Annotated in this window: 19 protein-coding genes and 1 other RNA gene; 7 read left to right on the top strand and 13 right to left on the bottom strand. The window is 32.7% G+C overall.

From position 1 onward, the window contains the following. Positions 1 to 149: 149 nt before the first annotated feature. From D6T69_RS08490 to D6T69_RS08475, 4 genes are all read right to left on the bottom strand, one after another. Positions 150 to 2,930 carry a bifunctional aconitate hydratase 2/2-methylisocitrate dehydratase gene (locus tag D6T69_RS08490; protein WP_125067336.1) on the bottom strand — a complete coding sequence of 927 codons (2,781 nt, stop codon included), beginning with the start codon at positions 2,928 to 2,930 and terminating at the stop codon, positions 150 to 152. 289 nt (positions 2,931 to 3,219) lie between these two features. Next, positions 3,220 to 3,530, bottom strand: an RNA gene (gene rnpB / locus D6T69_RS08485) — RNase P RNA component class A. Positions 3,531 to 3,714: 184 nt separating this feature from the next. Continuing rightward, positions 3,715 to 4,839: a molecular chaperone DnaJ gene (dnaJ, locus tag D6T69_RS08480; RefSeq protein ID WP_125067335.1), complete on the bottom strand. Its 1,125-nt coding sequence runs from the start codon at positions 4,837 to 4,839 to the stop codon at positions 3,715 to 3,717. 69 nt (positions 4,840 to 4,908) lie between these two features. Next, positions 4,909 to 5,484 (bottom strand): nucleotide exchange factor GrpE, encoded by a 576-nt coding sequence (locus tag D6T69_RS08475; RefSeq protein ID WP_240628291.1) that lies wholly within the window; start codon positions 5,482 to 5,484, stop codon positions 4,909 to 4,911. A gap of 197 nt (positions 5,485 to 5,681) precedes the next feature. Here D6T69_RS08475 and D6T69_RS08470 point away from each other — a divergent pair, with 197 nt between their 5' ends. After that, positions 5,682 to 5,873, top strand: a complete 192-nt coding sequence (locus D6T69_RS08470) for a hypothetical protein (protein WP_125067334.1) — start codon at positions 5,682 to 5,684, stop codon at positions 5,871 to 5,873. 64 nt (positions 5,874 to 5,937) lie between these two features. On the opposite strand, the gene D6T69_RS08465 is transcribed toward D6T69_RS08470, so the two are convergent. The 4 genes from D6T69_RS08465 to D6T69_RS08450 all read right to left on the bottom strand — a co-directional run bounded on the left by D6T69_RS08465 (position 5,938) and on the right by D6T69_RS08450 (position 11,160). Continuing rightward, positions 5,938 to 6,702: a DUF6503 family protein gene (locus tag D6T69_RS08465; RefSeq protein WP_125067333.1), complete on the bottom strand. Its 765-nt coding sequence runs from the start codon at positions 6,700 to 6,702 to the stop codon at positions 5,938 to 5,940. Between the two features lie 134 nt (positions 6,703 to 6,836). After that, positions 6,837 to 8,150 (bottom strand): UDP-N-acetylglucosamine 1-carboxyvinyltransferase, encoded by a 1,314-nt coding sequence (murA, locus tag D6T69_RS08460; protein WP_125067332.1) that lies wholly within the window; start codon positions 8,148 to 8,150, stop codon positions 6,837 to 6,839. Further along, complete coding sequence (locus tag D6T69_RS08455; RefSeq protein ID WP_125067331.1) at positions 8,151 to 8,783, bottom strand: DUF4290 domain-containing protein; 633 nt, start codon at positions 8,781 to 8,783, stop codon at positions 8,151 to 8,153. Between the two features lie 46 nt (positions 8,784 to 8,829). Next, entirely contained in the window at positions 8,830 to 11,160 is a 2,331-nt protein-coding gene (locus D6T69_RS08450; protein ID WP_125067330.1) for an ATP-dependent helicase, read from the bottom strand. Positions 11,161 to 11,389: 229 nt separating this feature from the next. Here D6T69_RS08450 and D6T69_RS08445 point away from each other — a divergent pair, with 229 nt between their 5' ends. From D6T69_RS08445 to D6T69_RS08435, 3 genes are read left to right on the top strand one after another with little or no spacing between them, the layout of a single operon-like run. After that, complete coding sequence (locus tag D6T69_RS08445; RefSeq protein WP_125067329.1) at positions 11,390 to 12,007, top strand: SatD family protein; 618 nt, start codon at positions 11,390 to 11,392, stop codon at positions 12,005 to 12,007. Beyond that, a complete protein-coding gene (locus tag D6T69_RS08440) occupies positions 12,004 to 12,717 on the top strand; it encodes a DUF3307 domain-containing protein (RefSeq protein ID WP_125067328.1) in 714 nt (237 codons plus the stop codon). Before D6T69_RS08445 ends, D6T69_RS08440 begins: the two co-directional genes overlap by 4 nt. Then, positions 12,707 to 13,219 (top strand): DUF7935 family protein, encoded by a 513-nt coding sequence (locus D6T69_RS08435; protein ID WP_125067327.1) that lies wholly within the window; start codon positions 12,707 to 12,709, stop codon positions 13,217 to 13,219. The genes D6T69_RS08440 and D6T69_RS08435 overlap by 11 nt, the downstream gene beginning before the upstream one ends. Positions 13,220 to 13,254: 35 nt before the next feature. On the opposite strand, the gene D6T69_RS08430 is transcribed toward D6T69_RS08435, so the two are convergent. Further along, positions 13,255 to 14,091, bottom strand: coding sequence for a sulfurtransferase (locus tag D6T69_RS08430; protein WP_125067326.1), 837 nt, complete (start codon positions 14,089 to 14,091; stop codon positions 13,255 to 13,257). Between the two features lie 6 nt (positions 14,092 to 14,097). Continuing rightward, a complete protein-coding gene (locus D6T69_RS08425; RefSeq protein ID WP_125067325.1) occupies positions 14,098 to 15,423 on the bottom strand; it encodes a dicarboxylate/amino acid:cation symporter in 1,326 nt (441 codons plus the stop codon). 130 nt (positions 15,424 to 15,553) lie between these two features. Between D6T69_RS08425 and D6T69_RS08420 the strand changes: the two genes are divergently transcribed. From D6T69_RS08420 to D6T69_RS08410, 3 genes are all read left to right on the top strand, one after another. Continuing rightward, positions 15,554 to 16,204 carry a DUF937 domain-containing protein gene (locus D6T69_RS08420; protein ID WP_125067324.1) on the top strand — a complete coding sequence of 217 codons (651 nt, stop codon included), beginning with the start codon at positions 15,554 to 15,556 and terminating at the stop codon, positions 16,202 to 16,204. Positions 16,205 to 16,288: 84 nt separating this feature from the next. Next, on the top strand, positions 16,289 to 16,600 hold the full coding sequence (locus D6T69_RS08415; protein WP_125067323.1) for a DUF6787 family protein: 312 nt from the start codon (positions 16,289 to 16,291) through the stop codon (positions 16,598 to 16,600). Between the two features lie 148 nt (positions 16,601 to 16,748). Continuing rightward, positions 16,749 to 17,711 (top strand): hypothetical protein, encoded by a 963-nt coding sequence (locus D6T69_RS08410; RefSeq protein ID WP_125067322.1) that lies wholly within the window; start codon positions 16,749 to 16,751, stop codon positions 17,709 to 17,711. A 15-nt stretch (positions 17,712 to 17,726) separates the two neighbouring features. Here D6T69_RS08410 and D6T69_RS08405 read toward each other — a convergent pair whose 3' ends face one another. The 3 genes from D6T69_RS08405 to D6T69_RS08395 are packed head-to-tail and all read right to left on the bottom strand — an operon-like array spanning position 17,727 to position 21,523. Then, entirely contained in the window at positions 17,727 to 18,593 is an 867-nt protein-coding gene (locus tag D6T69_RS08405) for a mechanosensitive ion channel family protein (RefSeq protein WP_125067321.1), read from the bottom strand. Beyond that, positions 18,593 to 21,307 (bottom strand): DNA gyrase/topoisomerase IV subunit A, encoded by a 2,715-nt coding sequence (locus D6T69_RS08400; protein ID WP_125067320.1) that lies wholly within the window; start codon positions 21,305 to 21,307, stop codon positions 18,593 to 18,595. The genes D6T69_RS08405 and D6T69_RS08400 overlap by 1 nt, the downstream gene beginning before the upstream one ends. A gap of 18 nt (positions 21,308 to 21,325) precedes the next feature. After that, positions 21,326 to 21,523, bottom strand: a complete 198-nt coding sequence (locus tag D6T69_RS08395) for a hypothetical protein (protein WP_125067319.1) — start codon at positions 21,521 to 21,523, stop codon at positions 21,326 to 21,328.

The raw sequence follows: 21,523 nt of genomic DNA, 5'->3' as shown, positions 1-21,523 counted from the left end.
AAAAACAGTATAAAAGATGGAGTAACTATATAATTATAATAAGTTCAAATAAATTTTTTCTATAGTAGTTTTATTAAATAAGCTGAAAATAATAAAGCCCGAGCTTTAACACTCGGGCTTCTATATTATAACAAATAGTTTTATTTAATTTATGAAATTACTAATTGTTTTTGAGACGGTTTAAATTTCGTTAAAACAATACCGTCCACTGCCTTTTCATATTCTTCCATAGTTGGAGTTCTTCCTAAAATAGTTGATAATACCACAACTGGAGTAGATGATAATAAAGACTCTCCTTTTTTCTCATTAGAATCTTTTACAACTCTTCCTTGGAATAAACGTGTTGATGTAGCCATTACCGTATCTCCTGGTTCTGCTTTTTCTTGGTTACCCATACATAAGTTACAACCTGGACGCTCTAAGTATAACATGTTTTCATACTTCGTACGCGCTAAACCTTTAGGAGCATTATCGTCAAACTCAAATCCTGAGTATTTTTGTAATACTTCCCAATCTCCTTCAGCCTTTAACTCATCAACAATGTTGTATGTTGGTGGCGCAACTACTAACGGAGCATTAAACTCTACTTTACCTTGTTGTGCTTCAATGTTCTTTAACATTTGAGCTAAGATTTTCATATCTCCTTTGTGAACCATACAAGATCCTACAAATCCTAAATCTACCTTTTTAGTTCCTCCGTAGAATGATAATGGACGAATAGTATCGTGAGTATAACGCTTAGAAACATCTTCGTTATTTACATCAGGATCTGCAATCATTGGTTCAGCGATTTCATCTAAATCAATCACAACCTCTGCGTAATAGTTAGCATCAGTATCAGGTTTTAACGCTGGTTTAATTCCTGTCTTAACCTCTTGAATTCTAGTATTTGCCTTATCAACTAACCCTTTTAATACTTGCTTTTCGTTATCCATTCCCTTATCAATCATGATTTGGATACGATCTCTAGCAATCTCTAATGATTCAATTAATGTTTCATCTTCAGAAATACAGATAGAAGCTTTTGCTTTCATTTCTGCAGTCCAGTCAGTAAATGTAAAGGCTTGATCCGCTGTTAAAGTACCAATATGTACTTCAATCACTCTTCCTTGGAAAACATTCTCTCCATCAAACTGCTTTAACATTTGTTGTTGTGTAGCATGTACAACGTCACGGAAATCCATGAAACTTCTCATGTTTCCTTTAAAGGTTACTTTTACAGATTGTGGAATTGGCATAGTTGCCTCACCAGTTGCTAAAGCTAAGGCTACCGTACCTGAATCCGCACCAAAAGCAACACCTTTTGACATACGTGTGTGTGAATCTCCACCAATAATAATGTCCCAATCACTTACTGTAATATCATTTAATACTTTATGAATCACGTCTGTCATTGCAGGGTATTGTCCTTTTGGATCACGACCTGTAATTAAACCAAAGTCATTCATAAACTTCATTAACCTTGGAATGTTAGCTTTAGACTTATCATCCCATACAGAAGCTGTGTGACAACCTGATTGGTAAGCTCCGTCAACTATTGGAGAAATAACTGTAGCAGCCATCATTTCTAACTCTTGAGAAGTCATTAATCCTGTAGTATCTTGAGAACCTACAATGTTAACTTCTACGCGTACATCAGAACCTGCATGTAATGTTTTTCCTGGAGTTGTTCCTACTGCATTTTTATTGAAGATTTTTTCAACCGCAGTTAAGCCTTGTCCTTCAACAGAAATTTCTTTAGAAGTAGCATATACTTGAGGAACTTCAATTCCTAATACCTTAGCTGCAAAGGTTTGTAATTTCTTACCAAAAACAACAGCGTAAGAACCTCCTGCTTTTATAAACTCCATTTTTTGCGGAGTTAATGCTGCTGAGATATCTTTTAATTCTTTATCTCCGTTGTATAGTTTTTTAGTCTTTGTATTAATTGTAAGAACAGTTCCTGTTTCTACAGAATATTCTTGCTTTAAAACTGGCTCTCCATCTTCATCTACAATTGTATTTCCTTCAGCATCTTTTTGCTTTACCCAGTTTTTAAGATCGATACCGATACCACCAGTTACCCCTACTGTAGTTAAGAAAATTGGAGAAATCCCATTAGTACCTGCAATTACTGGTGCAATATTGATAAATGGAACGTAAGGACTTGATTCAATACCTGTCCATAAAGCCACGTTATTAACACCTGACATTCTTGAAGAACCTACTCCCATAGTCCCTTTTTCAGCAACTAACATCACACGTTTATCTGGATGCTCTTCTTTCAATGCTAACAATTCTTGTTGCATGTCTTTATTATGCTCAAAAATTGACTGTCCGTGTAATTCACGATCAGATCTTGAGTGCGCATCTGCTCCTGGAGATAATAAATCTGTTGAAATATCTCCTACTCCAGCAATGTAAGTAACTACCTTAATTTCTTCTTCTACTTCTGGAAGTTTTGTAAAAAACTCTGCTTGCGCATAACTTTCAATTAGTTCTTTTGCAATTCCATTACCTTCTTTATATGCTTTTTCTAAACGCTCAGTATCAGCTTCATATAAAAACACTTGTGTTTTTAACACTTTTGCAGCTTCTTCAGCAATAGCAGCATCATTACCTAATGCTAAATCAAGTAAAACTTCTATAGAAGCTCCTCCCTTCATATGTCCTAATTGCTCTAAGGCAAAAGCTGGAGTTATCTCTTCTACTACAGATTCACCTAGAATAATTTCTTTTAAAAAGTTTGCTTTTACACCTGCAGCACTTGTTGTACCTGGTAAAACATTATAAATAAAGAAATTAAGAGAATCTTTTCTGTGAGGATTGTTTGCATCTTTAATTTGTGAGATGATTTCAGTTAACAATTCACTTCCATCGATAGGTTTAGGGTGAAGACCTTGACCTTTTCTTACTTCAATCTCCTTTAGGTAATCTGAGTATGTGTTCATAAAAAGTTTTGTTTTTAAATATTTAGAAGGAAATAGTAAAAGTTACTACGTATTAAAACCGTTCTTTTACAGCTTTATCCCTTTATTTTTGCTTAGCAAAAGTAATATTTTAACCTCAATTTTAAAAATAAACAACAAAACAGTCAAAAAAGCAAATTAATTTAATTAAAAAGACCTATTTTTAAAAATATCTCAAAAAAACAAATATAAAAACACCTAATAATTATCAAATTGATAATTCACTATTTTTAAGTGTATTAAAAAAAATGCTATAATGATTCTAAATAGGAAAAAAAGCAGACCCATAAGCTGGATTCTGTTCCTCAAAAAATGAGGCTCTTATCATTTATCTAGTTCCGAAATTACTTACGGAATCAATCTGCCTACCCCTTAGAATCGCGCGAGTAACGCTCAAGCTCTAATGTACATGGCATTGCACCGCATAGAGTTTACCTGGTTTCACTACAGCATTACCTGTACATTCTTTCTGTTGCACTTGTCCTCGGTTTACACCGGACGGATGTTATCCGCTATGCTACTCTATGGTGTCCAGACTTTCCTACTTATATTTTCTACAAGTCGATAAGATAGGTCTGCTATTATAGGTTGTCAACTAAAAGTTCACACCTCTATTCATAAAAAAACCCACTCAAAAGAATTGAGTGGGAAAATTGCTATGAAAAAGAAAAAGTGTCTAGAACGTCTCCTAGACACTGCAAATATATAACTGTTTTTCGTTTTAAAAAAATTTTATTTAAAAAAAATTCTCTTTTTTAAGATTTTTTTAAGAAAACATATCTTTAACCTTTTCAAAGAAAGATTTGTCCGACTTCTGTGGGTTTGGGCTAAAGTTCTCATCTTCTTGCATTTCCTCAAAAAACTTACGCTGATCTTTAGTTAATTCTTGAGGAGTCCATACATTTATGTGAATTAAGAAATCTCCGTGACCATAACGTTCAATACTTGGTAATCCTTTTCCTTTTAAACGTAAAATCTTACCAGATTGGGTTCCTGGCTCAATCTTAATCTTTACTTTTCCTGTAACAGTTTCTATTTCTTTTGATACTCCTAAAACTGCTTCTGAAAAATTAATATATAAATCGTAGTGTATATTACTTCCCTCACGCTTTAAGTTTTCGTGTGGTACTTCTTCAATTAACACTAATAAATCTCCTGGAATTGAGTTTTTACCTGGAGCTTCATTCCCTTTACCACCTACTTTTAATTGTACTCCTTCGGTTACACCTTCTGGAATATTGATAGAAACGGTTTCTTCTTTTACTACCATTCCTTGTGCATCTGCTCCACTTGGTTTTTTGTCTAGCATCTCTCCTGCTCCATGACAAGTACTACAAGTAGTAGCTGTTTGCATTCTACCTAAAATAGTATTAGTAACACGCATTTGTTGTCCGCTACCATTACATGTTGAACATGTTTTATAAGTAACTCCGTCTGCTTGAACTTTTCTACGAACTTTTACCTTCTTTTCTACACCTTTGGCAATTTCTTCCAGTGTTAATTTTACACGAATACGTAAGTTACTACCTTTAACTCGTGCTTGACGGTGACCTCCACCACCAAAACCACCGAAACCACCTCCGAATGCTCCTCCGAAAATATCTCCAAACTGACTAAATATGTCATCCATATTCATACCACCGCCTCCAAAGCCTCCGTGACCTCCTTCAAAAGCAGCATGACCATACTGATCGTAACGAGCTTTTTTATTGTCGTCACTTAATACCTCATAAGCTTCTGCGGCTAGTTTGAATTTTTCTTCAGCATCTTTATCATCAGGATTTTTATCTGGATGGTATTTAATTGCCATCTTACGATATGCCTTTTTGATTTCAGCTTTTGATGCCGATTTTGATATTCCTAATATTTCGTAATAATCTTGTTTTGCCATAACTTTCAATGTTCAACTATTAGTAAGTAATTATCTTAGTGACTAATAGTTGTATTAATGATGATTGTTTTACGCTTGCCCCATTACTACTTTAGGGTGACGAATAATTTTATCTCCTAGCTTATATCCTTTCTCCACACAATCTATAATCTTTCCTTTTAAATCATCTGAAGGTGCTGGTATTTGTGTTATTGCATCATGAACTTCTGCATCAAAATCATCTCCTGGTTTTACTTCTATTTCAGTTAACCCTTTTTGAGTTAAGGTATTTTTAAACTTATTATTAATAAGCTCCATTCCTTTTAATAACTCAGAGTCTTCTGTTTTTTTAATTTCTGCCAAACCTCTATCAAAATCATCCATAATTGGCAGTAAAGCTGTCATTAATTCTTGACTTGCAGTTTTAAAAAGTTCAATACGTTCTTTTGAAGTACGTTTTTTATAGTTTTCAAACTCTGCAAATAATCGCAGATATTTATCTTTCTCTGCTTGAATTAATTCTTCTGCAGTTGGCTCTTCTTTTGCCTCAACCTCTTTATTTTCCTGAGTTTCTTCTTGATTCTCTCCTAAGTCGCCATTTTTAACAGCGTCGTTAATTTCGTCTTCTTTTGTATATTGATCTTTACTCATTGTAAATCGTTTCATGTATTTAACACTTTTTGATTAACAATAATACTGCCAATAAAAGAAATGTGTCATAATGACATTGTAGCATAACTTCTCAAAGAAACTCATGGTATAAGGTGCAAAAAAATACATTTATCTTTTGTTCAAAGATTTCAAAACTATATATTTAAGAAATTTTTATTAATTAATTTATAACATAAAAAAAGTCCCTCATTATGAAACAGAATTTTTTAAACATTTCAGGAGTTACCGTTCTTTCAAAAAACCAACAAAAGAACTTAACAGGTGGTGCTGCTATTGATCTTAGTAAATGTGGATGTGATTGCTCTGGAAGCGTTACAGGTCCTATTTATTGTCATCAATATTTTGCTTGTACGCAAGAATATACATGTAATGAAGAAATGTAAAAGTTAAAGCATAAAGAAAAGCTGTTATCTAAACGATAACAGCTTTTTTATTTCTTCTACTTAATTAGTTTGATAACGTCTTAACTATTTTAGCCTTGGTAGGCACAATAAATTCTGCTTCTTTAATAAATTTTATATTAGATAATTTTGCTTCCCCAATTTGCTCTTCATATCCGTTTTTTAACGACCACATATGAAATGTCCAATTTGTAGCGATTGATACTGAGTTTACTTGTTTAAATTGATTGTACTTAATAGCATGAGGTTCTTTTTCTGCTTTTTCTTTCCCTTTTCCAAAGGTCACAATATATGCTGCTCCTTCCAATACGTTTGTTTCAGTATTTTTATATATCACATACCAATCATCTGGCGCATCTCCAGTTCCTGATGCAAAAGTTAACTTTCCAGTCATTAACTTTTCTTTTCCCCATTTATTCTTATTAAAATCAGACCAAATAGTACCCTGATCATTTAATTTATATGGTAAACCTAGGAAATAAGACCATGTAAAAATATCAAAACGAGCTGTTGCCATATCCTTTTCTTTTATTCCTAGCGAATACACTTCTTTTCCATCAAAAATAATAAGCGAACCATCTTCTTTCTCTATTTTTATTTTTCCTCCTCCTGGTTCTTGCGTAATAACTCCTTTTAAATGCTTTTTCCCTCCAAAAGTAACGTCAATAGTATATTTAAGATATTTATGACTCATAAACATATCCTTTTTATGAGCTTTTTCTATTGAAGATGTAAAAGTTTGAGAGTTTTCTTGCGCTGTGAAAATTGTTACTTGAAGTAATAATATTACAAGTATTATTCTTGTTTTCATAATATTGATTAAAATTAAATGCCTTAGTCGAAACATGTTTCTTTTAATTACACTGTGTTTTTAAATTTTTTCGTCATAAAAAAATCCCAAATCAATTGATTTGGGATTTATATTTATTTCTTGTTGCTTTTTTATTAGCTATCAATTCTCTCAATCTTTGCTCCAATTGACTTTAAACGTGCTTCAATATCTTCGTAACCTCTATCAATTTGTTCAATATTATTAATAATACTCGTTCCTTTAGCAGAAAGCGCTGCTATTAATAGCGAGATACCTGCACGAATATCTGGAGACGTCATTTTAGTTGCCTTTAACTGTGATTTAAAATCATGACCGATTACAGTAGCTCTATGAGGATCGCATAAAATTACCTTAGCCCCCATATCGATTAATTTATCAACAAAGAATAAACGGCTTTCAAACATTTTTTGGTGAATTAGTACGGTTCCTTTTGCTTGTGTGGCAACTACCAATACAATACTTAACAAATCTGGTGTAAACCCAGGCCATGGCGCGTCTGCTACAGTTAATACTGATCCGTCAATATAACTTTGAATTTCGTAGCTTTCTTGTTCTGGTATGTAAATATCATCTCCTTTTCTTTCTAACTGAATTCCAAGTTTTCTAAATACATTAGGAATTTGCCCTAAATCGTCCCAACTTACATCCTTAATTGTCAATTCAGAACGTGTCATAGCTGCCATACCTATCCAACTACCAATCTCAATCATATCTGGTAATATGGTATGTTCACAACCTCCTAGAGTTTCTACTCCTTCAATCGTAAGTAAATTAGAGCCTACTCCCGAAATTTTTGCTCCCATTGAATTCAGCATTTTTGATAATTGCTGAATATATGGCTCGCAAGCTGCGTTATATATTGTTGTGGTTCCTTTAGCCAATACTGCAGCCATAATAATATTTGCTGTACCAGTTACCGAAGCTTCATCTAACAACATCTCTGCACCTACCAATCCTGTTTCTGTTTCTACACCGTAGAAATATTCTTCACGATTATATCGGAATTTTGCCCCTAAATTGATGAATCCTTCAAAGTGAGTATCTAGACGACGACGTCCAATTTTATCACCTCCTGGTCGTGGAATATATCCTTTTCCAAAGCGAGCCAATAACGGACCAACAATCATGATAGAACCTCTTAAAGAGCTTCCATCTCTTTTAAATTCTGGTGACTCTAGATATTTTAAATTGATATCGTCTGCTTGAAAACTATACGAGTTTTTAGAAAGTTTTTCTATTTTAACTCCTAATTCTCCTAAAATAAAAATCAGTTTATTAACATCAATAATATCAGGAACATTATTTATAATTACTTTTTCTGACGTTAACAACACCGCACATATTACCTGTAATGCTTCATTTTTTGCTCCTTGTGGTGTTATTGTTCCTTTTAATTTGTGACCTCCTTCTATTTTAAATGATGCCATTTACTTTTTTCTGTATTTAGTATTTGTTTTTCCTTTTGATTTGTGTTGCCCTTGACCTCCTCTTTTCCTTAACAAACTCTTACTATCTGTAAGGTCTTCTTCTGTGTTACGTATATCTATTTTTCCATCAGATAATTCATATAAATGGTCAAAAATAACGCTATCTTCAACTGTATCTTTATTCCAGTTCAAATAGCATTTTTTCATATGATTAGCAATGGTAAATACCAAAGCTTCTTTCATATCTCCTTCTTCCCATGTTAAAGCAACATCAATCATGGTTTGAATATTTGTACCATAAAAACGATACTTTGATGCTGATTTTGGATATGGTAATCGCTCAGGAGATTCTTGTAACTCTTCCTTTGAAGGTGTTTCATATGGAGAATCTACATCTAACTGAAAATCTGCCATTATATGTAACTGATCCCAAAGTTTATGCTTAAAATCAGGCACATCACGTAAGTGAGGTTGTAAATTACCCATTACATCAATAATAGCTTTAGCCATTGTATTTCGTTCTTCTTTATCTTCTAAAGCGATACAATGATTCACTAGCTTTTGTATATGCCTCCCATATTCTGGGATGATTAATTTGGATCTTTTCGAATTGTATTCTAAATCAAACGTCATTTCTCTATATTTTATCTATGCAAAATAGGTAATTATTATGAATTAACTACCCGATTACTTTCAATTTTGCAAATTGTAACAATAATTTCTTTTTACCTACGGTACTAAACTCTATTTCTGCTTTTTTATTGGGTCCTTTACCTTCTAAAGCTAGTACTTTTCCAGTACCAAAACGGTTATGCTCTACTACGTTTCCTACTGTGATTTCTCCATCAAACAAATTCATTTTCGGACTCATTTCTGAAACCTTCTTCATTTTACTTTTTGGAGGAACCATATTTGGTTTTTCCTTCTTTGCTAAGAATTCCTTTCTCTTTTTTTGAATTGGTTTCTGAAAACGTATTTTTTTGGGTGAATCGTCTTCAAACAAACTAGCATCTATAAACCTATTTGCTGACGGTTCAGGTACTTTTGGCGTTAAGTACTCTAAATACTGATCATCAATTTCTTCTAAAAACCTACTTGGTTCACCATCAGTTAATTTTCCCCAACGATAACGTGTTTGTGCATAGGTTAAATAAGCTCCTTTTTCTGCTCTTGTTAACGCTACATAAAACAAACGACGTTCTTCTTCTAATTCACTGCGAGTATTCATACTCATTGCTGAAGGGAATAAACTCTCTTCTAAACCTACAATGTATACGTAAGGAAACTCTAATCCTTTTGACAAGTGAATCGTCATTAGTGAAACTCTAGGTTCTTCATCTTGTTTATCGGAATCAAAATCAGTGGCTAGTGCGACGTCTTCTAAAAATGAAGTTAACGATGCGTCTTCTCCTGTTTCTATTTTATCGGTAATAAAGTCTTTTATTCCGTTTAAAAGTTCTTGAACGTTTTCAACCTTATTAACGCCTTCTGGAGTTCCATCTTTTTGTAAATCTTTAACTAATTGCGTTTGCTTCACCACCAAATCAGCAATTTCAAAAGCATTTTTTGTTTGTGCTTCAATTTGAAAACGCTGAATCATGTTTACAAAATTCTGCAACTTTGTTTTAGTTCCAGAGTTAAGATTAATATCTACTGTATTGATATTCTTTAAAATATCAAACATTGATTTTTTATAATGATTCGCTGCAATTGTTAGTTTATCTAACGTTGTAGCTCCAATTCCCCTTGCTGGGTAGTTAATAATACGCTTTAATGCTTCCTCATCATTCGGGTTGATTAAAATTCGTAAATACGATAGTAAATCTTTAATTTCTTTACGTTGGTAGAATGAAATACCTCCGTAAATTTTATACTTAATATCTTTTTTACGCAATGCATCTTCTATCGCTCTCGATTGTGCATTGGTACGGTATAGAACGGCAAATTGATCGCTTGTTAACTGATGATTCATTTGGTTTTCCCAAATAGATTGAGCTACGAAACGTCCTTCTTCTCCATCAGAAATTGTACGCATTACCTTCACACTATCTCCTGCATCGTTAGCTGTCCAAATTTCTTTATCTAGCTTCGTTTTATTCTTATCAATTACACTATTCGCTGCACGTACGATGTTACTTGTTGAACGGTAATTTTGTTCTAACTTAAACGTTTTTACATCTGGGTAATCCTTCTGGAAGTTCAAGATATTTTGAATATTCGCTCCACGGAATCCGTAAATACTTTGCGAATCATCTCCTACTACACAAATATTCTGAAAGCGATCTGCCAACGCACGTACAATTAAATACTGCGAATGGTTGGTATCTTGGTACTCATCTACCAAAATATATCGGAAACGATCTTGATATTTTGCCAACACATCTGGGAAACGAGCTAATAATTCATTGGTACGCAATAATAAATCGTCAAAATCCATCGCTCCAGATTTAAAACATCTATCTACATATTCTTTATAGATATCACCTGTTCTCGGTCTACTTGCTTCTAAATCGGCTTGTTGTAAATCAGAGTTATTAAAATACGCTCTAACCGTAATTAAGCTGTTTTTAAAAGACGATATTCTGCTTAAAATTTGTTTTGGTTTGTATCGATCTTTATCCAAATTCATTTCTTTGATAATCGCCGTTATCAATCGAACTGAATCTTGTGTATCGTAAATGGTGAAGTTTGATGGATAGCCTAACCGATCAGCTTCAGAGCGTAAAATACGTGCAAAAACTGAGTGGAAAGTTCCCATCCAAAGGTTTTTAGCTTCGCTATAACCTACTACTTTACCAATACGATCTTTCATTTCACGGGCAGCCTTGTTGGTAAATGTTAACGACAAAATGTTAAAAGCATCCACTCCTTGCTCCATTAAATAAGCAATTTTATAAGTCAGCACTCTCGTTTTACCCGATCCTGCTCCTGCTATAATTATCATTGGGCCGTCTTTTTGTAAAACAGCTGCTCTCTGTGGTTCGTTAAGTTGCTCTAAATAAGTATTCAATGGAAATTATATTGAAAGTATTTTAAAAATGGAAAATTAACCAATCTTTTAGGTTTTTTAAAGATTCTACCCTTTTTTTTATTCACTAATTTTTAATCCTATAAATTCAAGCTAAAACCCGAATCAACAATAATTCGTCTTATAACCCTTATTTTTTAATATTCGTTTTAAAACCCGAATTGTTTGGGATTTTCAATTTGAAAGCCTATTTTTACTAAAAATTGAATACATGACAAGTGTAATTACTGGTGATATTATAAACTCTAGAGGTGTTTCTGCTGAAACATGGCTTCCTGTACTGAAAGAATCCTTCAATACTATCGGAAAAACACCGAAAACGTGGGAGCTTTTTCGCGGAGATAGTTTTCAAATTGAAATTGAAAATATTGCAGAAGCTCTTCTTTTTACTTTTAAGCTAAAATCTACTATTAAAAAAATAAAAGATTTAGACATTCGTTTAGCTATTGGTATCGGTAATAAAAGTTTTGATACAGAAAAAATTACCGAAGCCAACGGTGAAGCTTTTATAAATTCTGGATATGCTTTTGATTATTTACTTAAAAAGCAAAATTTAGCTTTGAAAACTCCTTGGGAAGATATTAACGACGAGTTTGAAGTTTCTTTAGGCTTAAGTTTGTTAATAATGGACAGTTGGACAACCAACTCAGCTGCTTTTGTGAATATGTCTCTACAGAATCCTGAGTCTACTCAAAAAATCATCGCTAAAAAGCTAGCTATTTCAGAAAGTAGCGCCAGTGAACGAAGAAAACGTTCCGGTTTTGATGAAATTATGAAACTAGAAAAACGTTATAGAAAACTTATGAATCAGAAACTAACTAAACTATGATACTGTTTTTAAAACTACTCGTTGCTCACTTACTGGGTGATTTTGTATTTCAACCTAAAAATTGGGTAAAAGATAAGGAGAAAAAGAAAATAAAATCTATTAAACTCTATGCTCACATAGTTGTTCATGCTATTTTATTACTATTATTATTACAATTCAACTCTACATACTGGAGTGCTTTTTTACTTGTAATTATTTCTCATTATTTAATTGATCTTGGAAAACTATATTTTCAAAAGAAAAAGAACAAACGTCTATTTTTCTTTTTAGATCAAGCTTTACATATATTCTTTTTGGTTTTAGCCACATATATATACTCTCCTTTTAAAATTAGTACAGATGCTATTTTAACCCAACAAAACTTATTACTTTTTGCTTGTTTAATTTTTGTCACTTATACTTCGTCTATTATTATAAATACATTAATTTCTAAATGGAATCCAGAAAAAGGTAATAAATCAACAGAACAATCGTTAGCCAATGCAGGTAAGTATATTGGTTTTTTAGAACGTATATTAATTTTTGTTTTTATTGCAATTAACCAATGGGCTGGTGTCGGATTTTTACTCGCGGCAAAATCTATATTTAGATTTGGAGATTTAACAGCATCAAAAGACAGAAAACTTACTGAATATGTACTGATTGGAACTTTACTAAGTTTTGGATTGGCAATTTTAACAGGACTCGTATATTCGCATTATGGAAGATAAAATTATTGAAGGGCTTGCTTATGCCCTACCAGCATTAGTAACTGGCGGTGTAGCTTACTTAATTTTAGGCCGCTTTATTGAACAAGACAATAAAGAAAAAACATTCAATGCTTTAGTTGAAAAAAAGCGTGAAAGTTTACCCACAAAACTACAAGCTTATGAGCGTATGTTATTGTTTTGTGAGCGTATCAACCCATCAAAATTACTGTTAAGAGTAAATCCTATAGGAGATGATACTGATAACTACCTCCAACTTTTAATTGGTAATATAGAACAAGAGTTTGAACATAATTTAGTACAGCAATTATACATTTCTGATGATAGTTGGAAAGCTGTTTTAGCAGCTAAATTAGCTATTATAGCTAAACTTCGAAATACAGCAGAGAATTCTGAAACTGCTAAAGATTTACGTGAAAATGTATTAATTGACTACTCGCAACAGGAAAGTCCAGCAAACACAGCTATTTCCTTTTTAAAACAAGAAGTCAAAAAACTGATATAAAAAAAGCCTCAATATTGAGGCTTTTTAAATGTTTGTTATTTTTCAACAGGCAATTCTAATCTACTTGCCCATTCTGTCCAAGAACCGTCATATACACTACAGTTAATATTTCCTGATTCTTCTGCTCCTAAAGCTAAAATACATGCTGTAATTCCTGAACCACAAGAAAGAATCATTTCTTCTTTACTTGGATTCACTTTTGAAAATATTTTCTGAAGCTCTTCTTTCGATTTCATCTTACCATTTGATTGCAATTCTACATAAGGCAAACTCACAGAATTTGGAATATGCCCTCCTCTTAAATCTTTTCTTGGTTCTGGTTCCGTAGCATAAAACCTTCCTTTGGAACGAGCATCCAATATAACTTTATTATCAAGAGAAGCTTTTAACACTTCCTCTGTTATACTAATTTTATCTCTATTAATGGTGGCTTTGAAGTTTCCTACAGGCAATCTTCTTTCATTTTTAGACTCAACCATATAACCTGCCTCTTTCCAAGAAGGTAAGCCTCCATTTAAAACTGCTATATTTTCAAATCCAAATGCTCTAAACAACCACCAAACTCTTGGAGACGAATACACTCCTAAATCATCGTAAACAACAATACAGCTATTATTATTTATCCCTAATTTTTGAGCCTCAGTTTCAAAATATTTTTCTGAAGGAATCGTATTAGGGTATTCCGCTTCATCATCTAAGAAAACATTCTTTAAATCAAAGAAAACAGCATTTTTAATCTGCTGTTTTTCTTTTTTATTATCTGTTTTGGCTCCTACTTTCTGAATAGTTGCATCAAGAACTATTAAGTTATCTGCACTTAAATTATCGCGCAACCAATCAACAGAAACTATAGGTGATTTTACTGTAAGCATATTACTTTATTTTACTTCATTATAATGCTCATCCCATTCATGTGGATGTGGCTTCCCTAACTTACCTACAGATTTCGCCACTAAAGTAGAAACTGTGGCATCACCAGTTACATTAATAACTGTTCTACACATATCTAATGGTCTATCAACCGCAAAAATCAATGCTAAACCTATAGCTAATTTATCTGCTGGAAAACCAACTGATTCTAATACGATTACTAACATTACCATTCCTGCTCCTGGTACAGCTGCTGAACCTATTGAAGCTAGTAAAGCTGTTAAAATAATTGTCAATTGATCTCCAAAAGTTAAACCGAAACCTAAAGCCTGTGATATAAAAACTGCCGCTACAGCTTGATACAAGCTCGTACCATCCATATTAATAGTAGCTCCTACTGGTAATACAAAACTCGATACTTCTTTATCTACTCCAATATGTTCCTCTACTCTTTCCATTGTTACAGGTAACGTTGCAGCACTAGAACTTGTTGAAAAAGCCAATAATTGTGCTGGACTTATTTGTTGTAAAAACCACAGCGGATTCTTCTTGGCAAATACACTTATTAAAACCATGTAAAGTGCCACCATTAATAACAATCCTCCTATAACTGTTAATCCATATTTTAATAATGCGAATAATAAATCTGGGTCATTAGAAGATACTACAACATTTGCTAATAATGCGAATACTGCATAGGGAGCAGTTAACATAATTAGATCCACCATTTTTAATACAACTTCATTTAATGAATCAAAGAAATTTTTTAATGGTTTTGCATTTTTCTCTCCTACTAACAACATTGATATTCCTAAGAAAATAGTAAAGAAAATTACTTGTAACATTGCTTTATTATTACTCATAGCCTGCATAGCATTATCAGGAACCATATCTTCTAAGAACTGAAGCGGCCCACTTTCCTTTTGCTTACTAGCTTCTGCTATTTTAGCTTGTACTCCTTCACTATTTGCATAGTCTGCTGTTAGTTTGGCTATGGTATCTTCTGAAATTCCATCTCCAGGTTGCACAACATTAACCAATAGTAAACCTACTGTAATAGCTATTACTGTGGTACCTATATAAATTAAGATCGTACGCAAACCTATATTTTTAAATTTAGAAATATCTTTTAAATCAGATATCCCTTTTACCAAAGAAGCAATAATTAATGGTACGGCTATTAGTTTTAATAATTTTACGAAAATAGTTCCAAAAGGCTTTATCCAGTCAGATACGAATGATGCTCCTCCATCTATAAAAGTCATCCCTAATCCAAATAAGATACCTAAAATCATTCCTATTAAAATTTGCCAGTGTAGTGCAATTTTCTTCATATAATCTATTAATCTATTAGTTTTTTTCTGGCCGTAAGGTATAAAGAATTATTTAAAAAAAAGTGACCTTGAGTCCGTATCTTGTGTCCCATAAATTAGAAACTTAGTACTAACCTTATAAAATTAAAAAATGACGGGAATTTTAGATTTATTAAATAGCGACACCGGAAAGGCAATTATATCTGGGGTTGCTGGCTCTACGGGACAAGACACAAATAAAACTAGTAGTGTTTTAACAATGGCATTACCTGTTTTAATGAAAGCAATGCAACGAAATGCTGCTACACCTCAAGGTGCTGAAAGTTTAAAGAGTGCATTAAATAAACATGATGGTGGAATCTTAGATAATTTAGGAGACTTATTTAATGGTGGTGTTAACTCTGATGTTTTACAAGATGGCAGTAAAATTTTAGGTCATGTTTTAGGAAGTAAACAACAAGGAGTTGAAAAAGTTATTGGTCAAAAAGCAGGAATGGATACTGGTGCCGTTGCTGACATTTTGAAAACTGCTGCTCCAATTTTAATGGGATTACTTGGTAAGCAATCTCGTCAAGAAAACGTAAATAATCCAAGTGATTTAAGTAGACTCTTAGGTGGTTTACTTGGTGGTAGTTCAGCTCAAAAAGAACAAAGTTTCTTAGAACAAATATTAGATGCTGATGGTGATGGTAGTATTGTTGATGATGTAGCTGGAATGATTTTAGGAAACGCTAGTAGCAGCCAACAAAAGTCAGGAGGGTTACTAGGAGGGCTATTAGGTGGAGTATTTGGAAAAAAATAACTTTGCTGATTTGCAATGTAATGAAAGGGTAAACATTTGTTTACCCTTTTTCTTTTAATTACTTTTGCCCCGATATTAGGATTTATGGAGAAACTTAAACAACGTTGGGGTATAGAAAACAATTGGGCATTAGCTGCTATTTTTATTGTTTTTGCTATAAATGGTTCTTTTGCTGCTTGGGTTGCAAGACCTGTTACTAATCTATTAGGGTTATCTCCTGATACCATGACTCCTTGGTTATATTATCCTTTAAGAATTTTACTTATATTTCCTATTTATCAAACAACTTTACCTATAGTTGGATGGCTTTTTGGTCAATTTAAGTTCTTTTGGGAGTTTGAAAAAAAGTTCTTAAGTCGTTTAGGACTAAGTTTTTTGTTTAAAAAAGCCAACTAAAATTCACCTATTTAAAAACCAGTTATTTGCCTATACTTTTTCTCTGAAGTATTTTTTATTTTTACATTATTATTAGTTAACTAATAATAATTCCTCTCTTTTACTTCCCTAGTTTTAAAATAGAATTACTAACTAAACTCTTTTCTATATGAAAACTTTACTTAAAGAGATACTAACTCTCATAATTATATGTTGTTCATTTTTAATTTTTCAATCTTGTAAAAAAGACAAAAAGCAAACTCATAATACTACCCAAACTAAAAAAGAAGTTATAAAAAAGAAAAAGGTAATTGAAATTATTACGGAAAGTATGGATTTTCAAATATCTGACACTATACCTTCTGGATGGAATACATTTCGTTATATTAATAAATCTACACAAACTCACTTTTTTCTAATTGATAAGTATCCTGAAGGGAAAAATTCAGAGGATGCAAAAGAGTATGTAGCTCCTGTTTTTGATAAAGCGATGAAACTTATTAATGAGGGTAAAACTAAAGAAGGGTTTGCTGAATTTGCTAATTTACCTGAATGGTTTAGTGAAGTTATTTTTTTAGGAGGTAGTGGATTACTTTCTCCTGAAAGCACAGGTGAAACTACACTTTATTTAAATCCTGGAAATTACATGCTTGAATGCTATGTAAAAATGAGTAATGGGGTATTTCATACTTCTATGGGAATGGTTAAAGATGTTGTTGTTTCTGACAAAGATTCTGGAAACTCAGAACCAAAAGCAGATGCTAACATAACTATTTCTAGTACCGATGGTATTGTTTTAAAAGATTCAGTTTTTGCTGGAAAACGTACTTTCTCTGTACACTTTAAAGATCAAATTGTATATGAAAGTTTTGTAGGACATGATATTAACTTAGTAAAGCTACAAAGTAAGACTGATCTTAAAAACTTAGAAAATTGGATGAATTGGGCTGATCCCAAAGGGCTAATTGAACCCGCACCTTCTGATGTTTCTTTTTTAGGTGGAGTTAATGACATGCCTACTGGTAATAAAGCTTATTTTACTGCTATAGTAAATAAAGGCATCTATGGGTTAATATCAGAGGTTCCTAATCCTTCCGAGAAAAACTTATTTATAACTTTTGAAGTATATTAAATAAAAAGAGCAAACCTAGTTTGCTCTTTTTATTATTTCATTAATATTAATTGGTATTGGCAAGTCCACACCTTCTTCAAGAAAACGTTTATGTACCGCTTCTTTTAAAGCACATTTAGTCTTAAATTCTTGAAATGGTTCATTTAACCATACATAAGCACGCATGTGAATATGATCTGGGTAGACATCAATAACACGAACATCTACTTGATGTATATCACTCATCACTTGATCTGGTGTACGATAATCAATAACAGTTGGTAACTTAACTGCCTCTTCTTGTATAATTCTTCGTGCTAAATCAATATCTGCTTTTAATCCTATTTTAAAGTTGTTAAAACTCAAGACGTGAGAGTCTTCTATAGTATGGTTTAAAATAGAGTCTGTACTAATTACCGAATTGGGTATAATTAATCGTTTATTTTCAAAGTTATTTATTACGGTATGCCTCAATGTTATATCTTCAACAATACCAACCCGAGTGTCATCCAACTTAATATAGTCTCCCACTCTAAATGGACGGAATATAACTATGAATGCTCCAGCTATTAAGTTAGATAGTGCTGCTTGTGCAGCAAAACCTATAATAGCGGCTAAAATACCGGCTCCAGAAAAAATTAAGGTCGCTTTACTTCTAAAAGCAGGCACGGTCATAATTACATAAATGACACTTAAAAGCCCTATTACAAACGATACTGAATTACGTAAAAACTGAATACTTGTTCTACCAAAACGATCTTCTTTCTTACTCTTAATTAGTTGCCAAATAATGGCTCTTACCAATCTAGAAATAACCCAAGACACTAGAAATACAACGATAATGTATCCTAAAACACCAAAAAAGGTATCTAAATTAAAACGATATGGTAAAAGCTTATCCATTAAAACAACGCTGTTTGACTTTCGTCATCCTTATCTTTCTTCTTCTTTTGAAGTGCTCTTTCCAACGCTTTCTTTGCTTTGTCTTCTTTAGACTCTACAAACTCTTTATCTTTAGGCTTAGCATCTTCTACTTCCAAAGGTAATGCTTCTTCTTTAATTTCTTCTTCATCATTTACCTCTATATCCTCCACTTTTTCCTCTTCTGGCTCTTCATAAGGTAATGATTCTAATAAATTAACTGTTCTTATTTTGTCTGTTGTTAATTGATTTCCTTGAGCTTTAATTCCTTTTATTGCTATAAAGTCTTCAAAATTAACTTCTATTTTATCTAAACTTCTTTTTGAGAAAATTACCTCAGCCATAGGACGATAATCTGTAGCAATAATTTCTAACTTTGATTTTTCGTCTTCTGATATAAAAAGCTCTTCTTTATCTGGTGTTTCTATTAAGAAACGTTTTACAAAATAACGTTCTTTTACACCATCAAAATAAATTGCTGAAATTGGCTTGTTAGGTTTCCATTTTTCTAACACAATCATATCATTTTCAAAGTGCATCGCTAAATCTGGTGATACTGCTTTGATTTTTCCTGATTGAGTTGCTATTAATATTTTATCTTCTGCTTTAAACTCACCTAACAATTCTCCTCTACTATCAACATTTAAACGTTGTACCGTATCGTCAAACCAAATTTTTCTAGGCTTTAAAGTTGAAACTCCTGCTTCTTTAAACTCTACTTTTTTAATTGAGTACTTGGTTACTAAGTTTCCTCTAACACTACGTCCTTTTATGGCTAAATCTGCAAAATCAATATCCCATTTTAACTTTTTCACACTTCCTACTGCTCTAAGTAAAATAGTTACTACCTCAGCTTCTCCATTGGAGTTAGCTGTGAAGTATAATACTTTTGATTTTGAATCTCCGTTGGCTAAGTTATACTCTTTATCACGAGTAACTGATGTTACGTTAAAACGCTTCATATATGAAGGTCCTTTCGCTCCATCACGATATATCATGTTGTAAACTGTACGTTTATCTTTTTTCTTGAATATAGCAACATGAATAATTCCTTTTCCTACAAAAGTTTTAGAATCTACTTTCGTCACTAACATTGAGCCATTGTCTCTAAATACTATAACATCATCAATATCGGCACAATCGGTAACGTACTCGTCTTTTCGTAATGAGGTTCCTATAAATCCTTCTTCTCTGTTTACATAAAGTTTTGAGTTACGCATTACTACTTTGGTAGCTACGATATCATCAAAAATTCGAATTTCTGTTTTACGCTCTTTTCCTTTTCCGTATTTTGCTTTTAACTCTTTAAAATAGTCTATTGCAAAATCGATTAAATTGTCTAAATGGTGCTTAACCTCAGCTATTTTTTCCTCTAAACTTTCAATAAATTGTTTCGCTTTGTCAATATCGAACTTAGATATTTTCTTAATTCTTATTTCTGTTAAACGAACAATATCTTCTTCGGTTACTTCTCTTTTTAAATGCTTAGTATGCGGTTTTAATCCTACGTCAATTGCTTCAATTACTCCTTCCCAAGTTTCTACTTCTTCAATATCACGGTAAATTCTATTCTCAATAAAAATACGTTCTAAAGAAGCAAAATGCCATTGCTCTTCTAATTCGTGTAATTGAATTTCTAATTCACGTTTTAATAACTCTACTGTGAAATCTGTCGACTTTCTTAATACTTCAGATACTCCAATAAACACAGGTTTATTATCCTCAATAATACAACACAGTGGAGAAATTGAATTTTCACAACTGGTAAAAGCGTACAAGGCATCAATTGTTTTATCTGGCGATACATTAGCTGGTAAGTGCACTAAAATTTCAACATTAGCCGCTGTATTATCTTCAATACGCTTAATCTTTATTTTACCTTTATCGTTTGCTTTTAGAATACTATCAATTAATGATGATGTGGTAGTACCAAAAGGCACTTCAGTAATTACTAACGTTTTTTTATCAAGTGCTGATATTTTTGCTCGCACTCTTACTTTTCCTCCTCTTTTACCATCGTTATAATTGGTAACATCTGCTATTCCTCCAGTTAAAAAGTCGGGTACAATCGTAAAACTTCTCCCTTTTAAGTACTTTACAGAAGCATCTATTAACTCGTTAAAGTTATGCGGTAATATTTTTGTTGATAATCCTACCGCAATACCTTCTGCTCCTTGAGCTAATAGCAAAGGGAATTTTACAGGTAAGTTTACAGGTTCTTTTTTACGTCCGTCATACGAGGCTTGCCATTCGGTAGTTTTAGCATTGAAAACAACATCTAACGCAAATTTAGATAAACGTGCTTCAATATAACGAGAGGCTGCTGCACGGTCTCCTGTTAAAATGTTACCCCAGTTACCTTGCATGTCTATTAGCAGCTCCTTTTGCCCCATTTGTACCATGGCATCGGCAATTGATGCATCTCCGTGAGGGTGGTACTGCATTGTATGACCAACAATATTCGCTACTTTATTATAGCGACCATCATCTAAGTCTTTCATTGAATGCATAATACGACGTTGCACGGGTTTAAATCCATCTTCAATAGAAGGTACTGCACGTTCTAAAATTACATACGAAGCATAATCTAAAAACCACTCTTTGTACATTCCCGTAACCTTGGTTATGGTTTCTGTATTTTCAAGGGGTTGATTTAGTTCTTCGTCGTGTTCGTAATTGTTATTTTCTTCACTCATGTATGAATGTTTAAACGTTTATTTTTTACGTTTTTCTTGATTATTTTTTGCAAACCGCATTACGAATATGAATAATAATGCTGTTACAATTCCTAAGTAAGGTGAAATATTGTTTTTAAATGATAAATCGCTGTAGTCTATTTGCGTAAACCAAGCCACTAATACAATTCCAAAAAGAATTGATACAACGTTAAAAAACTTTGTTGTTATTTTCAT

This window comes from Tenacibaculum singaporense (assembly GCF_003867015.1).
GTDB lineage: Bacteria > Bacteroidota > Bacteroidia > Flavobacteriales > Flavobacteriaceae > Polaribacter > Polaribacter singaporensis.
This window is presented reverse-complemented; position numbering and strand designations above follow the sequence as displayed.

Coding starts and splice junctions, on each gene's coding strand:
- murA (WP_125067332.1), bottom strand. CDS start 8,150: ATGGCATCATTTAAAATAGAAGGAGGTCACAAATTAAAAGGAACAATA.
- D6T69_RS08420 (WP_125067324.1), top strand. CDS start 15,554: ATGACGGGAATTTTAGATTTATTAAATAGCGACACCGGAAAGGCAATT.
- dnaJ (WP_125067335.1), bottom strand. CDS start 4,839: ATGGCAAAACAAGATTATTACGAAATATTAGGAATATCAAAATCGGCA.
- D6T69_RS08430 (WP_125067326.1), bottom strand. CDS start 14,091: ATGCTTACAGTAAAATCACCTATAGTTTCTGTTGATTGGTTGCGCGAT.
- D6T69_RS08470 (WP_125067334.1), top strand. CDS start 5,682: ATGAAACAGAATTTTTTAAACATTTCAGGAGTTACCGTTCTTTCAAAA.
- D6T69_RS08435 (WP_125067327.1), top strand. CDS start 12,707: ATGGAAGATAAAATTATTGAAGGGCTTGCTTATGCCCTACCAGCATTA.
- D6T69_RS08400 (WP_125067320.1), bottom strand. CDS start 21,307: ATGAGTGAAGAAAATAACAATTACGAACACGACGAAGAACTAAATCAA.
- D6T69_RS08465 (WP_125067333.1), bottom strand. CDS start 6,702: ATGAAAACAAGAATAATACTTGTAATATTATTACTTCAAGTAACAATT.
- D6T69_RS08440 (WP_125067328.1), top strand. CDS start 12,004: ATGATACTGTTTTTAAAACTACTCGTTGCTCACTTACTGGGTGATTTT.
- D6T69_RS08445 (WP_125067329.1), top strand. CDS start 11,390: ATGACAAGTGTAATTACTGGTGATATTATAAACTCTAGAGGTGTTTCT.
- D6T69_RS08475 (WP_240628291.1), bottom strand. CDS start 5,484: ATGAAACGATTTACAATGAGTAAAGATCAATATACAAAAGAAGACGAA.
- D6T69_RS08490 (WP_125067336.1), bottom strand. CDS start 2,930: ATGAACACATACTCAGATTACCTAAAGGAGATTGAAGTAAGAAAAGGT.
- D6T69_RS08410 (WP_125067322.1), top strand. CDS start 16,749: ATGAAAACTTTACTTAAAGAGATACTAACTCTCATAATTATATGTTGT.
- D6T69_RS08395 (WP_125067319.1), bottom strand. CDS start 21,523: ATGAAAATAACAACAAAGTTTTTTAACGTTGTATCAATTCTTTTTGGA.
- D6T69_RS08455 (WP_125067331.1), bottom strand. CDS start 8,783: ATGACGTTTGATTTAGAATACAATTCGAAAAGATCCAAATTAATCATC.
- D6T69_RS08425 (WP_125067325.1), bottom strand. CDS start 15,423: ATGAAGAAAATTGCACTACACTGGCAAATTTTAATAGGAATGATTTTA.
- D6T69_RS08415 (WP_125067323.1), top strand. CDS start 16,289: ATGGAGAAACTTAAACAACGTTGGGGTATAGAAAACAATTGGGCATTA.
- D6T69_RS08405 (WP_125067321.1), bottom strand. CDS start 18,593: ATGGATAAGCTTTTACCATATCGTTTTAATTTAGATACCTTTTTTGGT.